Source organism: Thermaerobacter sp. PB12/4term (assembly GCF_003403315.2).
In the GTDB taxonomy this organism is placed as follows: Bacteria; Bacillota; Sulfobacillia; order Thermaerobacterales; family Thermaerobacteraceae; genus Thermaerobacter.
The window spans coordinates 2659775-2679296 of sequence record NZ_CP048407.1 but is presented as its reverse complement, the minus strand read 5'-3'; the positions used below and the strand labels follow the sequence as shown (position 1 = coordinate 2679296).

The following is a 19522-nucleotide window of genomic DNA, read 5'->3' as shown; positions in this document are numbered from 1 at the left end:
GGGACCGTACTTTGGCAAGGCGGAGAAGGAAGCAGGGCGAGACCACCACCGGCCCCGCGGCCGAGGCTGCCGGCCGGGACGAACGAGCCCCGGCCGGCTCGGCGGCCGGCGCCGGCCAAGAGCAGCCCGAGCGGGCTGCCGCCGGGGAAGCGCCTGGGCCTGCGGGCGCGCCGGCCGCCGGTGCCACCGCGGCCGCCGGTGCGCCCTCGGCCGCCCCGGCGGCGGTGGCCCGCTGGGAAGAGCGCATCGTCGCCTTCATGCGGGAAAAGGCCTACCGCCCCCTGACGGCAGGCCAGCTGGCCGCGGCCATGGGCGTGGAAGATCCCGAGGCGGATGCCGCCTTCCGCGCCGCCCTGGAGCGGCTGGAGGCCGGGGGCCGGGTTGTCCGCACCCGCACCCGGCGCTACGGCGTCCCCGAGCGGATGAACCTGGCCGTGGGCGTGCTACAGGGACACCCCAAAGGCTACGCCTTCCTCATCCAGCCCGACGGGGATGACGTCTTCATCCCGGCGGAGAACCTCAACGGGGCCATGCACCGGGACCGGGTGGTGGTGCGGCTGGTGGGCCGCGCCCGGGGCGGGCGCAAGGCCGAGGGCGAGGTCATCCGGATCCTGGAGCGGGCCAACCGCGAGCTGGTGGGCCGCCTGGAGTGGCGCGGGGACGAGGCAGGCTACGGCTTTGTCACCCCCGTGGACCAGCGGCTGTTCTGGGACGTCTTCATCCCCCAGGGCCAGCTGGGCGGCGCGCGGGCCGGCGACATGGTGGTGGTGGAGATCACCCGCTGGCCGGAGAAGCGGCGCGGCCCCGAAGGCCGGGTGGTGCGGGTGCTGGGCCCGGCCGATGCGCCGGGCGTCGACGTGGCGGCCATCGTCGCCAAGGCGGGCCTGCGGGTCGACTTCCCGCCGGCGGCCCTGGCCCAGGCGGAGCAGGTGCCGGAGAAGGTCACCGCCCGCGACCGCCGGGGCCGGCGCGACCTGCGCGACTGGCTGATCGTCACCATCGACGGCGCCGACGCCAAGGACCTGGACGACGCCGTCTCTCTGGAGCGGTTGCCCGAGGGGGGCGAGGCGGTCTGGCGGCTGGGCGTCCACATCGCCGACGTGTCCCACTACGTCCCCGAGGGCAGCCCGCTGGACCTGGAGGCGCGCCGCCGGGCCACCAGCGTCTACCTGGTGGACCGGGTGGTGCCCATGCTGCCGCCCCGTCTTTCCAACGGCATCTGCAGCCTGAACCCGCGGGTCGACCGGCTGACCGTCACGGTGCTGATGGACTTCGACGCCCAGGGGCGGCGGGTTGGGTACGAGATCTTCCCCAGCGTCATCCGCACCCGTCACCGGCTGACCTATGAGGGCGTGCAGCGGATGCTGGAGGGGGATTCCGCCGACCCCGAGGTGCGGGCGCTGCGGGAGCAGCACGCCGACGTGCTGCCCATGCTGGAAGACATGGCGCGACTCTCGGCCCGGCTGGCGGCGCGCCGGGAGCGGCGGGGCAGCATCGACTTCGACATCGCCGAAGTCAAGGTGGTCCTGGACGAGCAGGGCATGCCCCGGGAGCTTCTGCGCCGGGAGCGCACCGTGGCCACCCGGATCATCGAGGAGTTCATGATCGCCGCCAACGAGACGGTGGCGGAGCACTGTCACTGGCGGCAGGCGCCCTTCCTCTACCGGGTCCACGAGGAGCCCGACCCCGACGAGGTGGAGGAACTGGCTGCCTTCCTCACCATCCTGGGCTATCACCTGCCGCCCCGGCGCAAGCTGCACCCGCGGCTCTTCCAGCAGGTGCTCAAGCAGGTGGAAGGCCGCCCCGAGGAATACCTGGTCAATGCCGTGGTGCTGCGCACCATGAAGCGGGCCCGCTACGCCACCGAGGCCCTGGGCCACTTCGGGTTGGCGGCCCGGTTCTACTGCCACTTCACCTCGCCCATCCGGCGCTATCCCGACCTGGTGGTGCACCGCATCGTGAAGGAGCTGGTGGCGCGGGGCACGCTGCCTGCGGCCAGGGTCGACCAGCTGGAGGCCCTCCTGCCCGAGATCGCCGACCACTGCTCCCAGCAGGAGCGGGTGGCCGAGGAGGCCGAGCGGGAGAGCGTCGACCTGAAGAAGGTCCAGTTCATGGCGGACAAGGTGGGGGAGACCTACCGGGGCATCATCTCGGGGGTCACCTCCTTCGGCTTGTTCGTCACCCTGCCGAACCTGGTGGAAGGGCTCGTCCATGTCAGCACGCTGACCGACGACTATTATCACTACGAGGAGAAGCTCTACAGCCTGGTGGGCGAGCGCACCCGCCGCACCTTCCGCCTGGGCGACGAGGTGGAGGTGGTGGTGGCCGGGGTCCATCCGGAGACCCGCACCATCGACCTGGTGCTGGCGGAGCTGGCCGGCGAGCTGGAGGACTATGCCGGCCGGCCGGCGCGCGCCGGGCGCCGGAGGGGCGGCACCGCGACCACCCAGGCTGAGCGAGGGAAGAACGCGGCCCGCGGCGCCGCGGCGGCGGCGCCGGCCGCGGCCCGGAGCAACAGCGGCAAGGGCCGGGAGAGGAGAGCCCATGGCGGCACGGGGCGACGGAGTGCGCCTGGTGGCCGAAAATCGCAAGGCGCGCCATGACTACTTTGTCGACGAGACCTTCGAGGCGGGGCTGGTGCTGACCGGTACCGAGATCAAGTCCATCCGCGCGGGCCGGGTCAACCTGCGGGACAGCCACGCCCGGGTGGAGCGGGGCGAGGTGTGGCTTTACGGCGTCCACATCGCGCCCTACGAGCACGGCAACCGGTTCAACCACGAGCCGGACCGGCCGCGCAAGCTCCTGCTGCACCGCCGGGAAATCGATTACCTGGCGGGCCGGGTGCGGGAGCGGGGCTACACTCTGGTACCACTCAAGCTGTACCTCAAGGGCGGCTGGGCGAAGGTCGAACTGGCCCTGGCCCGGGGCAAGAAGAGCTACGACAAGCGGGCCACCATTGCCCAGCGGGAAGCCCAGCGGCGGATCGCCCAGGCCCTGCGCGCCCGCCGGTGAGCGGGGGCCGGGACGGGGGCGGACCGGCGGTGGCACTGCCGCCGGTGGTGCGGGCCGGGAGCCGGGCCGGCGTGACCGCTGCGTGGGGACGGCCGCTACGCTACAATGGCAGCCGGCCCCAAGCGCCGCCTAAACCGTTGCGCTATTGCGCTATAATGTAGCTAGCCGTCGTATGCCCGCCGGCCCGCGAGCCGGCCCCGGGGAACGGCGGGCCGGCTGCGGCCGGACGGGCCGCAGCGGCGCGGCGGGCTACGGCATCCTGCGGGGGTGATTTAGATTCGACGCCGGTAGGGTGGGTTGGAGAAGCGAGCCGAGGTTCCGCCCCTCGTTAAACAGCGGAACGGCCAATAAGTGCCAACGAAGAGCTCGCTCTGGCTGCTTAATCGCTAGCGGCCAAGCCGCGTGAGCCCCTGCCTGCGGGGCGGGCGCGGTTTCATGCAGCAGGCTGGCCGCCTGCCCGGCCCGCGGGGCGGGCGGTGAGATCCAAGCGGGCTGGCCCGTCCCGGACCCTGCCCCTGGGGGACGGGAGGGCGAGACCCATCCAGGGGCTACGCTCGTAGAGGCTCCGGCTGGCCCGCCGGCGGACCGGGGTGCAAATCCCCGCACCTCCACCGGGGCGCCCCGGGTGGCCGGTGATCCCGGCCGCCCGGGGCGCCGGCGTGCTTGTGGGCGGAAGCCGGCGCGCGGCGCCGGCTGGCTGCGGCCCGGTGGCACCGTCGTGGCGTGGCCCGGCCGCCGATGGCCGGGCTGCGGTGGCATGCCCGCCCGGCCCGGGCCGGGCGGGCGCGGGCCGGTTTGTCCGAGGAGGAACCTGATGGACCGCTGGGTCCTCCATTGCGATCTGGATGCCTTCTTTGCCGCCGTGGAGCAGCTGGACCGGCCCGAGCTTGCGGGCCGCCCGGTGGTCGTGGGCGGCGATCCCGCGTCCCGTGGCGTGGTGGCCACCTGCTCCTACGAAGCCCGGGCCTTCGGGGTGCGCTCCGCCATGCCCCTGGCCCAGGCGCGCCGCCTGTGCCCCCAGGCCGTGTTCCTCCCCGTGCGCCGGGAACGGTATGAGGAAGTGTCCCGCCGGGTCATGGCGATCCTGGCCCGGGAGAGCCCGGTGCTCGAGCCGGTGTCCATCGACGAGGCGTACCTGGAGGTGCGGGGCGACGGCCCGGCGACCGCGCACCGGCTGCGGGAGGCCGTGCGGCGGGAGGTGGGGCTGGCCATGACCGTGGGCGTGGGGCCCAACCGGCTGGTGGCCAAGATGGCATGCCAGATGGCCAAGCCCGACGGGCTTTTGGTGGTGCCGCCGGACGCGGTGGAGCGGTGGCTGGCTCCCCAGCCGGTGGACGCTCTGCCCGGCCTGGGTCCGGTGACGGCCGCCCGCCTGCGCCGCCTGGGCATCGAGACCCTGGGCCAGCTCGCCACGGCCCATCCGGCCCGGTTGCATCCCGTCCTGAAGAGCCGGGTGGCCGAAGTGCAGGCGCGGGCGCGGGGCTGGGATCCGCGCCCGGTGGGAGCCGGCGCGCCGGTGCGGTCCTTCAGCGAGGAGCGCACCCTGGCCCGGGACCGGCGGGCGGGGCAGGTCCTGCCGGTGCTGGCCGAACTTTGTGAGGAACTGGGCAGCCGGCTGCGCCGCCACGGCTACCGGGCGACCCAGGTGACCCTCAAGGTGCGCTTCGCCGACTTCACCACCATCACCCGCAGCCGCAGCCTGGAGCAGCCCATCTGCGGGGACGGGGAGCTGCTTGCCGTGGCCCGGGAGCTGCTGGAGCGGCACGTGCCCGCCGGCCGCTGGCTGCGGCTGGTGGGGGTGGCCGCCGGCGGCCTGATCCACCGCCATGACCCGCTGCAGCTGCACCTCTGGCCTGGCGACCAGCGGGCCCAGAGGCTGGCGGAGGCCGTCGACCGGGTGCGCGGGCGCTTCGGCCCCAGCGCCATCGGCCTGGCGGCCCGGTGGCTGCGCCAGGGCGAGCAGGGCGGCCGCCGCGTCCCGCCGGAGCATGGCCCGGCCGGTTCGCCCGGCGGGGGCCGGCCCGTCCAGCCGGCCGACCCCGCCCTCGGGGCGCGAGGCGCGCCGGTGGAACCGGCCCCCGGCCGCCGGCCGCGGGGAGGCGCCCAGCGGTGAGCGACGGTTTCAGCTACGTCCTGGTTTTCCTGGCCCGGGTCGCGGACGTCAGCCTGAGCACGCTGCGCCTGATGCTGGTCTTCCGGGGCCAGCGGCTGCTGGGATCCCTAGTCGGCCTGTTCGAAGTCAGCATCTACATCGTGGCCCTGGGCTTTGTGGTGGAACGGCTGCACGAGGATCCCATCACCCTGCTGTTTTACGCCCTGGGTTTCGCCAGCGGCAGTTACCTGGGCGGCGTGCTGGAGGAGCGGCTGGCCCTGGGCGTCGAGATGGTGCAGGTGATCCCCCACGGGTCGGGGGGCCGGATCCTGGCCGGTGACCTGCGGCAGCAGGGCTACGGCGTGACGGAGCTGGAGGGCCAGGGCCGGGAAGGCCACCGCACCGTGCTGCTGATCACCGTGGAACGCAAGCGGCTACCCCAGCTGCTGGCGACCCTGCGGGAGCGAGAGCCCCAGGCCTTCGTGACCGTGCTGGATACCCGGCGCGCCATCGGCGGCGTCTTCCCCCGCGTGCGCAAGGGGAAGTAGCCGGGGTGCGCCGTGTTGGAACCCGGGATTCGCTCCGGGGGAGCGGGACGAGGACCGGGGGACCGGGATGGGGAGGGTCCGATGAACGTCGCCCTGCTGGTCGATTTCGGCAGCACCTTTACCAAGGTTTCGGCCGTCGACCTGGACCCGCCGCGCCTTCTGGCCCGCGCCCAGGCGCCCACCACCTACGCCACCGGCCTGGAACAGGGGCTGGAGGGGGCCCTGGAGGCCCTCCGGGAGGCCCTGGGCGGGCGCCTGCCCGCCTTTCGTCACCGGCTGGCGTGCTCCAGCGCCGGCGGCGGCCTGCGCATGGTGGCCGTAGGGCTGGTTCCCGGCCTGACCGCCGAGGCGGCCCGCCGCGCCGCCCTGGGAGCGGGAGCAAGGGTGCTGGCCACCTTCAGCGGTGTGCTGCGCCCTGCCGACCTTGACCGGCTGGCGGAGCTGGAGCCCGACATCATCCTGCTGGCGGGTGGCACCGACGGGGGAAACCGCACCGCGCTGCTGGACTTCGCCCGCGCCCTGGCCCGCTGCCCCACCGGGGCCACCGTGGTGGTGGCCGGGAACCGGGAGGCCAGCCCTGATGCGGCCGCCATCCTGGAGGCGGCGGGGAAGGCGGTGGTGGTGGTCGAGAACGTGCTGCCGCGCCTGGACACCCTGCAGGTCGAACCGGCGCGGGAGGCCATTCGGCGGGTCTTCATGGAGCGCATCGTGGTGGCCCGGGGCTGGAAAGAGGTGGAGTCCCGCCTGGGCTCCATCCTGATGCCGACCCCGGCCGCCGCCCTGCGCGGAGCGGAGCTTCTGGCCGCTGGCGCCGGGCCGGAAGAAGGCCTGGGGGATGTGCTGGTGGTGGACATCGGCGGGGCCACCACCGACGTCCATTCGGTGGCCGACGGGCTGCCCACCGACGGCAAGACCGTGCTCCGCGGCCTGCCGCCGCCCCGCAGCCAGCGCACCGTGGAGGGCGACCTGGGCCTGCGCCATGGAGCACCGTCCCTCGCCGAGGCGGCCGGGTTCATCCCTGCGGGCGGCGGTCCGAGCCCCTGGCTGCAGCGGGTCCGGCGGCGCGCCGCCGACCCGGCCTTTGTGCCGGGTCCCCAGGAGACCGAGGAGCGACTGGCCGACCAGGAACTGGCGCGGGCGGCGGTGCGGCTGGCGGTGGAACGCCACGCCGGCCGCCGTGAGACCCTGGCCACGCCCCACGGCCGCCGCTGGATCCAGCGGGGCAAAGACCTGCGCGGCATCCGCCATGTCATCGGCACGGGGGGCATCTTCCGCCACGCCCCCGACCCGGCCGGGATCCTGGCGGCGGCCCTGGACCTCCAGGGCGAAGGGCCGGTCCTGCGGCCTCGGCAGGCCCGCCTCTGGGTCGACGGGGATTACCTGTTGAGCCACGCCGGCCTGCTGGCCGCGGTCGACCCGGCGGCCGCCCTGAAGCTGCTGAAGGCCGGCCTGGTCCCCGTGGGCCAGGCCTGAGTTGCCGGCCGCGCGCAGGCCGGGGCCCGTTGGCGGTCGCCGGGCGGCCGGCGGAGAAGGCGCAGGAGCGCGCCCATGGACCGTGCCCCGCCCGCGCTGGGCCGGGCCCGGCAAGGCGCCAGCAAGCCGAAAAGGTGTGATGGAGATGCAGCGGGATGGGAAGTGTCCGCCAGCGGGAGGATCCGGCCGGCTGCCGGCCCGGCTGGTGCTGGCCACCCACAACCCGGGCAAGGTGCGGGAGCTGGAAGAGCTCCTGGAGGCGGCGGGACTGCCCATTCAGGTCCTCACCCTGGATCAGGTGGGGCCCGTGCACCTGCCGGAAGAGACGGGTTCCACCTTTCTGGAGAATGCCCGGTTGAAGGCCGAGGCCGTGGCCCGGCAGGCGGGCCTGCCGGCCCTGGCCGACGATTCCGGCCTGTGCGTCGATGCCCTGGGCGGGCGGCCCGGGGTCCACTCGGCCCGGTTCGCCGGTCCCGGCGCCAGCGACGCGGCCAACAACGCCCGCCTGCTGGCGGAACTGGCCGGTGTGCCCGCTGCGCGCCGCACGGCGCGCTTCCGCTGCGTGGTGGTACTGGCGCTGCCGGGCGGCCGCTGGACATGGGCGGAAGGGGAGGCCCCCGGGCGGATCCTGGAAGCTCCCCGGGGCCAGGGCGGCTTCGGCTATGACCCGCTCTTCTACTCGGACGAGCTGGGCATGACCTTCGCCGAAGCGGGCACGGGGGCGAAGAATCGCGTCAGCCACCGGTCCCGGGCGCTGCGCGCGCTGCTGCCGGCGTTGCGCGCCTGGCTGGTGGACGGTATAGTTAATTGACGGCGTGGACCGGCGGGGCGTGGTGCAGGGGCAGCACGCTTGCTTTGGGAGCAAGAGGTCGGCGGTTCGAATCCGCCCGCCCCGACAACCCGGCGCCCCCCGCGCCCGGGCACGGAAGCGGGCCGCTTGAAGAGCCGGCCCGTCACGGGGCAGGAGCTCACACGCGGGAGTAGCTCAATGGTAGAGCGCCGGCCTTCCAAGCCGGTGACGCGGGTTCGATTCCCGTCTCCCGCTCAGCGGGCGCGCGGCGTTTGCCGGCGCTTCCACCCGCGCCCGTAGCTCAGCGGAAGAGCAACCGCCTTCTAAGCGGTGGGTCGGGGGTTCAAATCCCTCCGGGCGCGCCAGCCGGCGCGGTGCCGGGAGTGGGAGGAACCGGTACGCCCGGTGGGTCCACGGGGCACGCCCGGTGTGCTATCATAGGGAAGCCGGTGTGGTGCCGGGACCCGGCGGCGCGATCCGGCGGTGACCGGGCCGCGCGGTGCGGGCGCCGCCCCCGCCAGGGCAGCGCCAGGCCCGTCCGGACGGCGGCAGGCTACTGCCCAGGTTGCTGCCGGCATGGGGGCCAGCCTGCTCGCCCGGCGCGCAGCCCCGGGAAGGTCCCCCGGGACGGTTCCCCGGGACGGCCAGGGCACCACCGGGCCAAGGCAACGCAGCGGTACGAAACGTGGTGGCTGTAGCTCAGCTGGTTAGAGCGCCAGGTTGTGGCCCTGGAGGTCGGGGGTTCGAATCCCCTCAGTCACCCAGCGCGGCGGCTCCGAGCCGAACAGGCTTTGAGCCGCCCATTGGCCTTATGCCGGCCTCGGTGGGGCGTAGCCAAGCGGCAAGGCAGGGGACTTTGGATCCTCGATCGCAGGTTCGAATCCTGCCGCCCCAGCAGAAGAGGGGCCATTAGCTCAACTGGCAGAGCACCCGGCTTTTAACCGGGGTGTTGGGGGTTCGACTCCCTCATGGCCCACCCTGCAGGGCCCGGCCGGAGGCGTCATCCGGCGGGCCCTTTGTCTTTCCTCCCGGGGTGGCCGGGGTGGTGGGACCGGCCCGGCCGTCGCCGCTCGCGGGCTTGCCGCGGCCCGCCGGCCGCCTGGGGACCGGAGGCCTGGGGCGGCGTCCTGCTGGTGGCGGGTTCGTCCGGCGCGATCTCGGGGGCCACCTCCCACTCCAGGGCGGGCGCGGGAAGGGGTGCCGGCGCCTGAAGGGGCGCCCTGGCCGGTTCCGGCCGGAGCCGCCGGGGCGGGGACGGAGCGCGGTGGGGCGCGGAGGAGGCAGGGGCCGCGTGGGCCTGCTCGCCCCGGGCCGCTGCTTCCCGTCCGGGACTCCAGACCTCCGCCGGGGTCCGGGGGCGCCTCCGGGCCCGCCAGGCGTAAATCCCTGCGGCCAGGGCGGTCATGGCCAGGCCCGCCCCCAGCCCGGCGCCCTGGCCCGGCACCAGGGGCATGCCCGCCAGCACCGCCACCACGATGGCCAGGACCAGGGCGTTGCTCCAGGGGAACCAGGGCACCAGGGTGGGCCGGTGCCCGGTGGGTGGGCCACCGGCGGCGTGGAGCCGGGCCTGTGCCGCCCGGAGCCGCCAGTGGGCTGCCACGATGCTGGCGTACACCAGCAGCAGGGCGAAGCCGCCCGCGCTGACCAGGAACAGGTATACCTGCCGGGGCACCAGGTAGGCCAGGGCCACCCCGGCCAGCATCACCGCACCAGAAAACAGGATCCCGCGGCGCGGGACGGGGCTGCGGTCCACCAGCCAGGCCGGCCCCATGCCGTCTTCGGCCAGGGAGCGCACCACCCGGCCCAGGCTGAACATCACCGCCAGCATGGTCGACAGGATGGCCGTCACCAGGACCCCGTTGACCGCGCGGGCGGCGGTCCCCAGCCCGTGGGCGGCCAGGGCCGTCACCAGGGGGCTGGCGGAAACGCTCAGGCTGCGGGTGGGGATCAGGGCCAAGAGCACCCCCACGGCCAGCACGTAGAGCCCGGCCAGCACCACAGCCGTCCACCGCGCCGCCCGGACCACGTTCCGCCGGGGATCCCGGGCCGAGGGGGCCGCCAGCCCGATGATCTCCGTCCCGGCGTAGGTGAACATCACCACCAGCATGGCCCCCAGCAGCCCGCGCCAGCCTGCGGCCTGCCAGGGCTCGCGCGCCAGGGCGCCCAGCCCCACCGGGGCCTTGCCGGGCCAGAGCCCCGTGATCAGGCTCAGGGCCACCAGGACGAACCCCGCCACCGCCAGCACCTTGACGCCGGCCAGCGCGCCTTCCAGCCGGGCCTGCTGGCGAGCGCCCAGCAGGTTCAACCCCGTTACCACCAGCACGATCAGGGTCGCCAGCACGGGACCGGACAGGCCGGGCCACCACGCCCGCAGGAACACGGCCGCCGCCGTTGCCTCGCTGGACATGGCCAGGGTGAGCCCGGCCCAGTACACCCACCCCACCACGAAGCCGGCCAGGGGGCCGAAGGCGCGCTGGGCGTAGTCGCGAAAGGATCCGGGGGCCGGGTCGTCCAGGGTGAGGTCGGCCAGCGCCATCAGGACCACATAGACGAGGGCGCCGCCTGCGGCAAACCCCAGCAGGACGGCGGGCCCGGCGCTGCGGATGGCCACGGCGGAACCCAGGAAGAAAGCTCCTCCGATGGCACTGCCCAGGGCCAGCATGGTCAGCTGGCCGGCCGTCAGCCCCTCGCGCCTGGCCATGGCGACTCCCCCTTGCGTGGCGTCGCGCGGTGCTGCACCGCCACCTGGTGGCGCGCGGCACCGCCCGGGTTTTAGCATGGGACCCGGGCAGGGGACTCATCCTGGCCAGGGACGCCGCCAGGAGGGGGCCGGCGGGCTAGGGCCGGCGCCCGGGGCGGTGCAGGAGCTGGCGCCGGGAGCCCACCAAGGCCCAAACTGGAAGTCATGGCGGTGAGGTGAGCCGGATGGAGGGTCAGGGTGCCATTCCATCTCCACAAGGCCGTCGCCGGGACGGGCAGGAGCCCGCCGTGCCGGAACAGGACGCCACCCGGCAGGGGAGGGCCGAAACGGCCTGGGCCCGGCAGGACAGGGGCGGCCCGGGCGGAGACCGTCCGGGCGGGGCCGGGCCGCAAGGGAGCGCACAGGGCGGGGCCGGATACGGCGGAACGCGGCCGGCAGGACATGCACAGGATAAGGACGAACCGGCTGCCCGCCTGCTCCGGGCCGGGCGGGACGGGCGGAGGGAGGAGGTGCTGGCGCTGCTGGCCGCTCGGCCCGGACTGGCCCGGGTGACGGCGGCCACCGGCATGACGCCGCTCCACCATGCCGCGCGCCACGGCTGGGCCGGCGTGGCGCAGCGGCTGCTGGACCTGGGGGCCGACCCCGATGCGGTGAACCGCTGGGGCCTGGTCCCCCTGCATTACGCCGCCCGGTACGGCCACGGTGCCGTGGTGGAGCTGCTGCTGGACCGCGGCGCCCGGCCGGACGTGGCCGCGGCAGGGGGGCAGACGCCCCTGGACTGGGCCATCGTCTTCGGGCACCCGCAGGTGGCTCGCCTTCTGGTCGAGCGGGGGGCCGCCATCGGGCCCTTCGCGGCCGCCGGCCTGGGCGACGTGGCACGACTGGCCGCCTGGGTGGAGCGGGACCCGGGGTGGCTCTCGGCACGCAACGACTGGCAGGGGACGCTCCTGCACGTGGCGGCCCTGGCGGGACAGCGGGAGGCCGTGCGCTGGCTGCTCGACCGGGGCGCCGACCCGCGGGCCCGCGATGCCCGCCAGCGCACCCCCGGTGATCACGCCCGCGATCCCGTCATCCGGCGCTGGCTGGCCGCAGCGCCGCCAGGGCCGGCGGGGTGACGAAGGCCGCCCGGTGCACCTCCGGAGTGTACCACCGGGTCCCCTGCGGGGCGCCGCGCACCGGCCCGGCGCCCGGGTCCGTCCCGCGCGCCCCCCAGACGAAGGCCTGCAGGCCGATGAGGTACGCAATGGAAGGGCAATAGTACACCCCGCTGTTGGGGAACACCGTTCCCAGCCGGCCGGTGATGGTGGTCAGGGCCTCCCGGTGGATGAAGGGAGAGAGGGCCTGCTGGACCAGCAGGCCGCCTTCGGCCAGGGCCCGGTAAGCCAGCCGGTAGAAGGTCTCGCCGTACAGGGTGTCGGCCGGCGTGCCCGGGTCGCTGCAGTCGACCAGGATGGCGTCGTACCGGCCCGGCTCGGCCTCCTGGAGGAACGCGAAGCCGTCGGCGTAGTGGATCTGGAGTCGCGGGTCCGACCAGGCGGTGCCGCCCACCTGGGGGAGCCACTGGCGGCAGACGCGGACCACCGCTTCATCGATCTCCACCATGTGGATGGCCTCCACCTCGGGCCAGCGGGTCACCTCCCGCAAGGTGCCGCCGTCGCCGCCGCCGATGATCAGGACCCGGCGCGCCCGGGGCAGCGACGCCAGGGGCACGTGAACCAGCATCTCGTGGTAGATGAACTCGTCCAGCTCGGCCACCTGCAGGATCCGGTCCAGGAAGAGGGCACGCCCGAACCGCTCCAGCTCCGCCACCACGATGTCCTGGTAGGGGGACCGCTCGTGGTGGAGCAGGCGCTGCAGGCGCCACCGGACCTGAAAGCCCACCGTCTGGTTCTCCACGAGCCAGCCCGATTCGGGGTCCACCTGCCAGCCGGCCTGGGTGAGCTCGTTGACTCCCACTCTACCGTCCACTCCTTTGCCATGAGGGTGCTTGTGGTCGAGGTCAGGTTCGTGCGGTGCCGTCTGCCGGGCTCCGCCCCGGGCCCGCGCAGCTGCGGCCCGCGGCGCGCGGCCGGGGAGCGGTCCTGCAATCCAACACTTTGCCACTTTGCCACGGGCTGTGGGAACCCTCCCGGCCGCCGCCCGGTTGCCAGGCGCAAGCGCGGCCCACGGCCCGGGTGCGGCGTGGACACTCGCTGGAGCGGGATGCTAAAATGAGCGGTGCTGCGACCCCGGATCCCGCTGGCAGGCGGGCGTGGCGGAACGGCAGACGCGCCAGACTTAGGATCTGGTGGGTTCGTCCCGTGGGAGTTCGAGTCTCCCCGCCCGCACAGGGACGGCCATCCCGGCCGCGGCCAGCAGGTCCGGCCGGCCGCCCCGCAACCTGCCGCCGGCTGCTGAGCCGGCGTGAAGATGCAGGGGCTAAGCCGGGCTCAGGACGCTGCGCCTGCCCCGGGCAGCCCGGCGGGGGCGGGGTGGGGTGCGGCTGGCGGTGGGTGCGGGTTGCGCCGTCACAGGTTTCGTGTTATAGTCAGGTGCTGTCGGGCGGCCCAAAGCCGTCCACACCAGGTCGGCCCAAGCGCTTCGCGAAGCAGGCTTGGGTGATTCGAGCTAGCGCGCGGGAGTAGCTCAGGGGTAGAGCGTCTGCTTGCCATGCAGAAGGCCGCGGGTTCGAATCCCGTCTCCCGCTCCACGGTGGCGCCCTCGGGTGCCGGGTCGTATCCCGGTGCCGAAGGGCGCCACCTGCGCATGAAGCCAGAAGGCTCTCACGAGAAGGCGTTCACCGCAAGAACCCGTTCCCAGGAACTGGCCCGATCCCTGCCGTCCCGCCAGCGGTCCGGGTACGTTGACATGCAGGTGGCGGGCACCGGTGACGCAGGCGAAGGGAAGCGGTCGCACGTAGCGGGCACCGGTCACGTACAGGGCAGGCGCCGGTGCCATCCCTTGGCCGGTCGTTGCCTGGTATGCTAAACTTTTCGGGTCCTGCGGATCGGATCCTGCTCTGGCGTGCAGCATGCGTGCAGTACGGCGAAGGCTTGCTCCTTTTGCTTGCGCCGGGGCGAGCCGGGGAGGATGGGCTGATTTGAAGGCGACCGTGGAAAAGATCGAAAATCGCCGGGCGACCCTCACCGTTGAGGTCGAACCGGAGACGGTGGCCCGGGCCCTGGACCACGCCTACCGCCATCTGGTCCAGCGGGTCCAGATCCCGGGTTTTCGCAAGGGTCGCGCGCCGCGGTTCCTGGTGGAGCGGCATCTGGGCAAGGCGGCCCTCTACGAGGAAGCCCTGGATCACCTCCTGCCCGAGGCCTACAGCCAGGCCGTGGCGGAAACGGGCATCGAACCCATCGACCGGCCCCAGCTCAACATTGAAACCTTCAGTGAAGAGCAGGGACTGCGCTTCACCGCCGAGGTGGAGGTGAAGCCCGAGGTCGACCTGGGCGACTACCGCTCCCTGCGGGTCGAAGTGCCGGTGGCCACCGTCACCGAGGAGGATGTCCAGCAGGAACTGGAGCGCTGGCGCGAGTTGCGGGCGACCCTGGAACCCGCCGGCGAGGATGCGGTTGCCGAGAAGGGCATGGTGGCGGTCCTGGACCTGGAAGGAACCCTGGACGGCCAGCCCATCCCCAACGGCCAGGCCGAGGATTACACCGTCGAGCTGGGCGCCGGCCGCCTGCTGGACGGCGTGGAGGAGCAGATCCTGGGCATGCGGCCGGGCGAGGAGAAGGACGTCCCGGTGACCTTCCCCGCCGACCACCCGGAGGAGTCCCTGCGCGGCAAGACGGCCACCTTCCACATTCGCCTGAAGGAGCTCAAGCGCAAGGTGCTGCCGCCGCTGGACGACGAGTTCGCCCAGGACGTGGCGGGACTTTCCAGCCTGCAGGAGTTGCGCGCCCAGGTCGAGAAAGAACTGACCCGAATTGCCCAGGAGCAAGCCCGGGCGGACCTGCGCCGGCAAGTGGTGCAGAAGGTGGTGGAAGGGGCTCGCCTGGAGGTGCCGGAAACGCTGGTGCGCCGCCAGGTGGAGGACCGCATCAACAGCCTGGAGAACCGGCTGCGCCGCCAGGGCGACAGCCTGGAGTCGTACCTGCAGGCGACCAACCAGACCCGCGAGCAACTGGCCGAATCCCTGCGGCCGCAGGCGGTGGAAGACGTCCGCACCGATCTGGTGCTGGATGCCGTGGCCAAAGCGGAGGGGATCGAGGCCACCGACGCCGAGATTCAGGCGGAACTGCGCAGCCTGGCTGCGGCCATGGGCCAGCCCTATCAGCGGGTGCGCCAGCAATTCGCCCGTAGCGGCCTGGTCCTGGACGTGGCGGAGAACATCCGGCGGCGCAAGACCATCGACTGGCTGGTGGAACAGGCCACGGGCCAGGCGGCCGGGGCGGCGGCCACCGGCGGCGAGGCCGCTGAAGGTCAACCCGTGGAAGCAGCTGCCACCGAAGCTGCGGTGACGGGGGCCCCCGCCGGTCCCGGGCGGCAGGGCCAAGAAGGGCCGGTCGCAGAAGGTGCCCGGACGCCGGACACGCCGGAGGCGGCCGGCGCATCAACCGGGACCACGGAATGACAAACTGCAAGGGTGTGACGGAAAGCCGGCCGCGGGGACCGGGCGTACCGCCGGAAGGTCCCGGGCCGGTTCGGATTCCCTGGCAGGTGCAGGCGGCCGGAGAATCGGGCCAATATAATAGACACCGAAGCCGCGCCTCCGGGCGGCCGGTTCGTCCCCCTGGGGGGTCCGGCCGGGCCGGAGACCGGCCGGCCCCCTGCGGGTGCGCCGCCGGCTTCGGTGGGCGAGGGCGAGGTGGGCTGGAATGAACCTGGTTCCGTACGTCATCGAGCAGACCAACCGGGGCGAGCGGGCCTACGACATCTACTCGCGGCTGCTGAAGGACCGCATCGTCTTCATCGGCACCCCCATCGATGACGTGGTGGCCAACTCGGTGATCGCCCAGCTGCTGTTTCTCCAGACCGACGATCCCGACCGGGACATCTCGATCTACATCAACAGCCCCGGCGGGAGCGTCGACTCGGGGTTGGCCATCTACGACACGATGCAGCACATCAAGCCCGACGTCGCCACCTACTGCGTGGGCCTGGCGGCCAGCATGGGGGCGATCCTGCTGGCCGGCGGGACCAAGGGCAAGCGCTACGCCCTGCCCCACTCCCGCATCATGATCCACCAGCCCCACTCCCAGGTCGGCGGCACGGCGTCGGACGTCAAGATCTACGCCGATCAACTGCTCAAGCTGCGCCAGGTGGCCAACGAGATCCTGGCCAAGCACACCGGCCAGCCCCTGGAGCGCATCGAGCGGGACACCGAGCGGGACTTCTTCATGACCGCGGAGGAGGCCAAGGAGTACGGTCTCATCGACCACGTCCTCGAGCCTCGGTCCAAGCGGTCGGACGGGTAGCCACCCGGCGAGAGAGGGGTCGTCATGTTCAAATTCACCGACGAGAAGGGCCAGCTGAAGTGCTCGTTCTGCGGCAAGTACCAGGACCAGGTGAAGCGCCTGGTGGCGGGGCCGGGAGTGTACATTTGCGACGAGTGCATCGAGCTCTGCAATGACATCATCGAAGAGGAGCTCAGCGAGGAGGCCGACGTCGAGCTCAAGGACCTGCCCAAGCCGGCGGAGATCAAGGCCTTCCTGGACCAGTATGTCATCGGCCAGGAGCGGGCCAAGAAGATCCTCTCCGTGGCGGTGTACAACCACTACAAGCGGATCCACCTGGGCGGCCGCATCGACGACGTGGAGCTCCAGAAGAGCAACATCCTGATGATCGGCCCCACGGGCTCGGGCAAGACCCTGCTGGCGCAGACCCTGGCCAAGCTGCTGAACGTGCCCTTCGCCATCGCCGACGCCACCTCCCTCACCGAGGCGGGTTACGTGGGCGAGGACGTGGAGAACATCCTGCTGAAGCTCATCCAGGCCGCCGATTACGACATCGAGCGGGCGGAACGCGGGATCGTGTACATCGACGAGATTGACAAGATCGCCCGCAAGGCGGAAAACCCGTCCATCACCCGTGACGTGTCGGGCGAAGGCGTCCAGCAGGCCCTGCTCAAGATCCTGGAGGGAACGGTGGCCAGCGTACCGCCCCAGGGCGGGCGCAAGCACCCCCACCAGGAGTTCATCCAGATCGACACCACCAACATCCTCTTCATCTGCGGCGGCGCCTTCGAGGGCCTGGACAAGATCATCGCCAGCCGCATCGGGCGCCGGGTCATGGGGTTTGGTGCCGAGGTGCGCAGCAAGCAGGAGACCAACGTGGGTGACATCCTGCGCCACATCATGCCCGAAGACCTGTTGAAGTTCGGGCTCATCCCCGAGTTCGTCGGGCGCCTGCCCGTCATCGCCACCCTGGACGCCCTCGATGAGGACGCCCTGGTGCGGATCCTGACAGAGCCGAAGAACGCGCTGGTCAAGCAGTACCAGAAGCTCCTGGCGCTGGACAACGTGGAGCTGGAGTTCGAGCCCGAAGCGCTGCGGGCCATCGCCCAGGAGGCGCTGAAGCGGAACACCGGCGCCCGTGGCCTGCGGGCCATCGTGGAGGAGCTGATGCTGGATCTCATGTACGAGCTGCCCGGCCGCGACGATGTGGCCCGGGTGGTCATCACCGAGGAGACGGTGCGCCAGCGGCGGGAACCCATCATGGTCACCCGCGAGCGCGTCAAGAAGCAGGAAGAATCGGCCTGAGGCGCCGGACGGCCAGAGCCGGGCGACCGCAAAGAGGGCCGGCCCGTAGGGCGGGCCGGTCAGGGCCGCCTCGCCAGGGGCGGCGGGCCTGAAGTCCTCCGGCCGGACTGCCGGTACGGCGGTGGGAAGAAGGGGCACCATGCCCTAGGAGGGGCATCATGCCCCGCCACCTCCGCGCCGGCAGTCGCCTTTTACCAGCGGCTTTATCCTCGCGCTTTATCTTCAGCCGGCACCTCCCGCGGGTCCGTTGCCTGACCAGCGGTCCCGACTTGTCACCCCGCCCTGCCACCCGCCGTGCCCCCCGCCTGCCGGCCCCTGCCCGGGGTCGCACCAGGTGCCTTGGTGCTGCTACCGGCCATTGCCCACCGGTCTCGGGGTGAAGGCGGGCGCCCGGGCAGATACTAGGACCGATTCCCGGAACGCCGGCGCCCTCCACCTGCGCCGCCGTTCCGCCCACCAAGCGTGAGGGGAGCCCGCCGGCCATGGACTACGGGAGCATCATCACCTTCGTTCAGTTCTTCTTTGCCGTGGTGATCGGCCTCTACTTCTGGAACCTGCTGAAGGCCCAGCAAGGCAGCAAGGTGGCCGTGCGCAAGGAATCTCGCAAGGAGCAGGACCGCCTGGCCCAGCTGCGGGCCATCGCCCTGACCGAGCCCCTCGCGGAGCGAACCCGGCCCCAGCGCTTTGAAGACATCGTCGGCCAGGAAGAGGGGTTGCGTGCCCTGAGGGCCGCCCTTTGCGGCCCGAACCCGCAGCACGTGCTGATCTACGGCCCGCCGGGCGTCGGCAAGACGGCGGCGGCCCGGCTGGTGCTGGAGGAAGCCAAGCGCAACCCGCGCTCGCCCTTCCGGCCCGACGCGGCCTTCGTGGAGATCGACGCCACCACCGCTCGCTTCGACGAGCGGGGCATTGCAGACCCCCTCATCGGGTCGGTCCACGACCCCATCTACCAGGGGGCCGGCCCGCTGGGGGTGGCCGGCATCCCCCAGCCCAAGCCGGGCGCGGTGACCCGCGCCCACGGGGGCATCCTGTTCATCGACGAGATCGGCGAGCTGCACCCGGTGCAGATGAACAAGCTGCTCAAGGTCCTGGAAGACCGCAAGGTGCTGCTGGAGAGCGCTTACTACAATCCCGACGATCCCAACCTGCCGGCCCACATCAGGGACGTGTTCGAGAACGGGCTGCCGGCCGACTTCCGCCTGGTGGGCGCCACCACCCGGATGCCGGACGAGATCCCGCCCGCCATCCGCTCGCGGTGCGTGGAGATCTTCTTCCGCCCCCTGACGCCGGAAGAGGTCGGCCTCATCGCCCGCCGGGCGGCGGCCCGCCTGGACCTGCCCATGGACGAAGGGGCGGTGCGGGTCATCGAGCGGTACGCCCGCAACGGCCGGGAAGCCGTCAACATCGTCCAGATCGCCGCGGGGCTGGCGGAGACCGAGGGGCGCCAGCGGGTAACCACCGCCGACGTGGAGTGGGTGGTCAACACCGGGCAGTACACGCCCCGCCCCGAGCGCCGGGTGGCGGACCGGCCCCAGGTGGGTGTGGCCCACGGCCTGGCCGTGTACGGGCCCAACCTGGGCACGTTGATCGAGATCGAGGTGGTCGCTTCCCGGGCTGCCGTTGCAGGGCAGGGGCGCATCACCCTGACGGGGGTCATCGACGAGGAGGAATTCGGCGGCGGCGGTCGCCCTGTGAAGCGGCGCAAGAGCACCGCCCGCGGCTCGGTGGAGAACGTCCTCACCGCCCTGCGGCGGCTGTTGCCGGTTCATCCCGCCGACTACGACCTGCACATCAACTTCCCGGGGGGCATTCCCCTGGACGGCCCCTCCGCCGGGGCGTGCCTGGCGGCGGCCATCTACTCGGCCCTGACAGGCATCCCGGTGGACAACCAGGTGGCCATCACCGGCGAGGTAAGCGCCCGGGGCCTGGTCCGGGCGGTGGGCGGCATCCAGGCGAAGGTGGCGGCGGCGCGCCAGGCCGGCGCCCGCCGGGTCGTCCTGCCCCGGGAGAACTGGCAGGAGTCGCTGGGCCGCTGCGGCCTGGAGGTGGTGCCGGTGAACACCGTGGAGGAGGTGCTCCGGGCCGCCCTGGTGCGGGAAGAACCGGCCGCGCCGCGGGCCGGTCAGGAAGTGGGCGCCGAGGTGCTGACGGCCGCCCCGCAGCCCAACGCCTAGCGCACCCCGGCCCCCAGGACCGGGTGCCGGGCCCGCCGGGCAC

General features: G+C 72.7%; 13 protein-coding genes, 8 tRNA genes and 1 other RNA gene. 20 read left to right on the top strand and 2 right to left on the bottom strand.

Annotation, left to right across the window (positions count from 1 at the left end):
* Positions 1 to 11 precede the first annotated feature (11 nt).
* The 13 genes from rnr to DYI95_RS11125 all read left to right on the top strand — a co-directional run bounded on the left by rnr (position 12) and on the right by DYI95_RS11125 (position 8891).
* A complete protein-coding gene (rnr, locus tag DYI95_RS11185; protein ID WP_116899732.1) occupies positions 12 to 2603 on the top strand; it encodes a ribonuclease R in 2592 nt (863 codons plus the stop codon).
* On the top strand, positions 2545 to 3012 hold the full coding sequence (smpB, locus tag DYI95_RS11180) for an SsrA-binding protein SmpB (protein ID WP_006902900.1): 468 nt from the start codon (positions 2545 to 2547) through the stop codon (positions 3010 to 3012). Before rnr ends, smpB begins: the two co-directional genes overlap by 59 nt.
* 263 nt (positions 3013 to 3275) lie before the next feature.
* Positions 3276 to 3626, top strand: a transfer-messenger RNA (tmRNA) gene (ssrA, locus tag DYI95_RS11175).
* Between the two features lie 200 nt (positions 3627 to 3826).
* A complete protein-coding gene (gene dinB, locus DYI95_RS11170) occupies positions 3827 to 5125 on the top strand; it encodes a DNA polymerase IV (protein ID WP_116899733.1) in 1299 nt (432 codons plus the stop codon).
* Entirely contained in the window at positions 5122 to 5652 is a 531-nt protein-coding gene (locus DYI95_RS11165; RefSeq protein WP_116899734.1) for a DUF2179 domain-containing protein, read from the top strand. Before dinB ends, DYI95_RS11165 begins: the two co-directional genes overlap by 4 nt.
* Before the next feature lie 81 nt (positions 5653 to 5733).
* Positions 5734 to 7125 carry a methylaspartate mutase accessory protein GlmL gene (gene glmL, locus DYI95_RS11160; RefSeq protein WP_116899735.1) on the top strand — a complete coding sequence of 464 codons (1392 nt, stop codon included), beginning with the start codon at positions 5734 to 5736 and terminating at the stop codon, positions 7123 to 7125.
* Between the two features lie 145 nt (positions 7126 to 7270).
* Positions 7271 to 7936 carry an XTP/dITP diphosphatase gene (locus DYI95_RS11155; protein ID WP_116899885.1) on the top strand — a complete coding sequence of 222 codons (666 nt, stop codon included), beginning with the start codon at positions 7271 to 7273 and terminating at the stop codon, positions 7934 to 7936.
* A 13-nt stretch (positions 7937 to 7949) separates the two neighbouring features.
* Positions 7950 to 8021, top strand: a tRNA-Pro gene (locus tag DYI95_RS11150).
* Between the two features lie 78 nt (positions 8022 to 8099).
* Positions 8100 to 8170 (top strand) — tRNA-Gly (locus tag DYI95_RS11145).
* Between the two features lie 35 nt (positions 8171 to 8205).
* Positions 8206 to 8280: transfer RNA gene (locus tag DYI95_RS11140), tRNA-Arg, on the top strand.
* A gap of 323 nt (positions 8281 to 8603) precedes the next feature.
* Positions 8604 to 8677, top strand: a tRNA-His gene (locus DYI95_RS11135).
* Between the two features lie 62 nt (positions 8678 to 8739).
* Positions 8740 to 8810, top strand: a tRNA-Gln gene (locus DYI95_RS11130).
* An 8-nt stretch (positions 8811 to 8818) separates the two neighbouring features.
* Positions 8819 to 8891 (top strand) — tRNA-Lys (locus DYI95_RS11125).
* A 24-nt stretch (positions 8892 to 8915) separates the two neighbouring features.
* Here DYI95_RS11125 and DYI95_RS11120 read toward each other — a convergent pair.
* Entirely contained in the window at positions 8916 to 10616 is a 1701-nt protein-coding gene (locus DYI95_RS11120; RefSeq protein ID WP_116899736.1) for an amino acid permease, read from the bottom strand.
* Between the two features lie 224 nt (positions 10617 to 10840).
* On the opposite strand from DYI95_RS11120, the gene DYI95_RS11115 reads away from it, so the two are divergent.
* A complete protein-coding gene (locus DYI95_RS11115; protein ID WP_371731875.1) occupies positions 10841 to 11731 on the top strand; it encodes an ankyrin repeat domain-containing protein in 891 nt (296 codons plus the stop codon).
* Here the strand turns inward: DYI95_RS11115 and speE are convergent.
* Positions 11685 to 12572, bottom strand: coding sequence for a polyamine aminopropyltransferase (gene speE / locus DYI95_RS11110; protein WP_116899737.1), 888 nt, complete (start codon positions 12570 to 12572; stop codon positions 11685 to 11687). The genes DYI95_RS11115 and speE overlap by 47 nt on opposite strands.
* A 289-nt stretch (positions 12573 to 12861) precedes the next feature.
* On the opposite strand from speE, the gene DYI95_RS11105 reads away from it, so the two are divergent.
* The 6 genes from DYI95_RS11105 to lonB all read left to right on the top strand — a co-directional run bounded on the left by DYI95_RS11105 (position 12862) and on the right by lonB (position 19479).
* Positions 12862 to 12943 (top strand) — tRNA-Leu (locus tag DYI95_RS11105).
* A gap of 287 nt (positions 12944 to 13230) precedes the next feature.
* Positions 13231 to 13305: transfer RNA gene (locus DYI95_RS11100), tRNA-Gly, on the top strand.
* A gap of 390 nt (positions 13306 to 13695) precedes the next feature.
* The gene (gene tig, locus DYI95_RS11095; RefSeq protein WP_116899738.1) at positions 13696 to 15177 is read left to right on the top strand and encodes a trigger factor; all 1482 of its coding nucleotides are present in this window, start codon (positions 13696 to 13698) and stop codon (positions 15175 to 15177) included.
* A gap of 244 nt (positions 15178 to 15421) precedes the next feature.
* Complete coding sequence (gene clpP, locus DYI95_RS11090) at positions 15422 to 16021, top strand: ATP-dependent Clp endopeptidase proteolytic subunit ClpP (RefSeq protein ID WP_116899739.1); 600 nt, start codon at positions 15422 to 15424, stop codon at positions 16019 to 16021.
* Between the two features lie 24 nt (positions 16022 to 16045).
* Positions 16046 to 17305 carry an ATP-dependent Clp protease ATP-binding subunit ClpX gene (gene clpX, locus DYI95_RS11085; protein WP_116899740.1) on the top strand — a complete coding sequence of 420 codons (1260 nt, stop codon included), beginning with the start codon at positions 16046 to 16048 and terminating at the stop codon, positions 17303 to 17305.
* A gap of 482 nt (positions 17306 to 17787) precedes the next feature.
* On the top strand, positions 17788 to 19479 hold the full coding sequence (gene lonB / locus DYI95_RS11080) for an ATP-dependent protease LonB (RefSeq protein ID WP_116899741.1): 1692 nt from the start codon (positions 17788 to 17790) through the stop codon (positions 19477 to 19479).
* Positions 19480 to 19522: the final 43 nt, after the last annotated feature.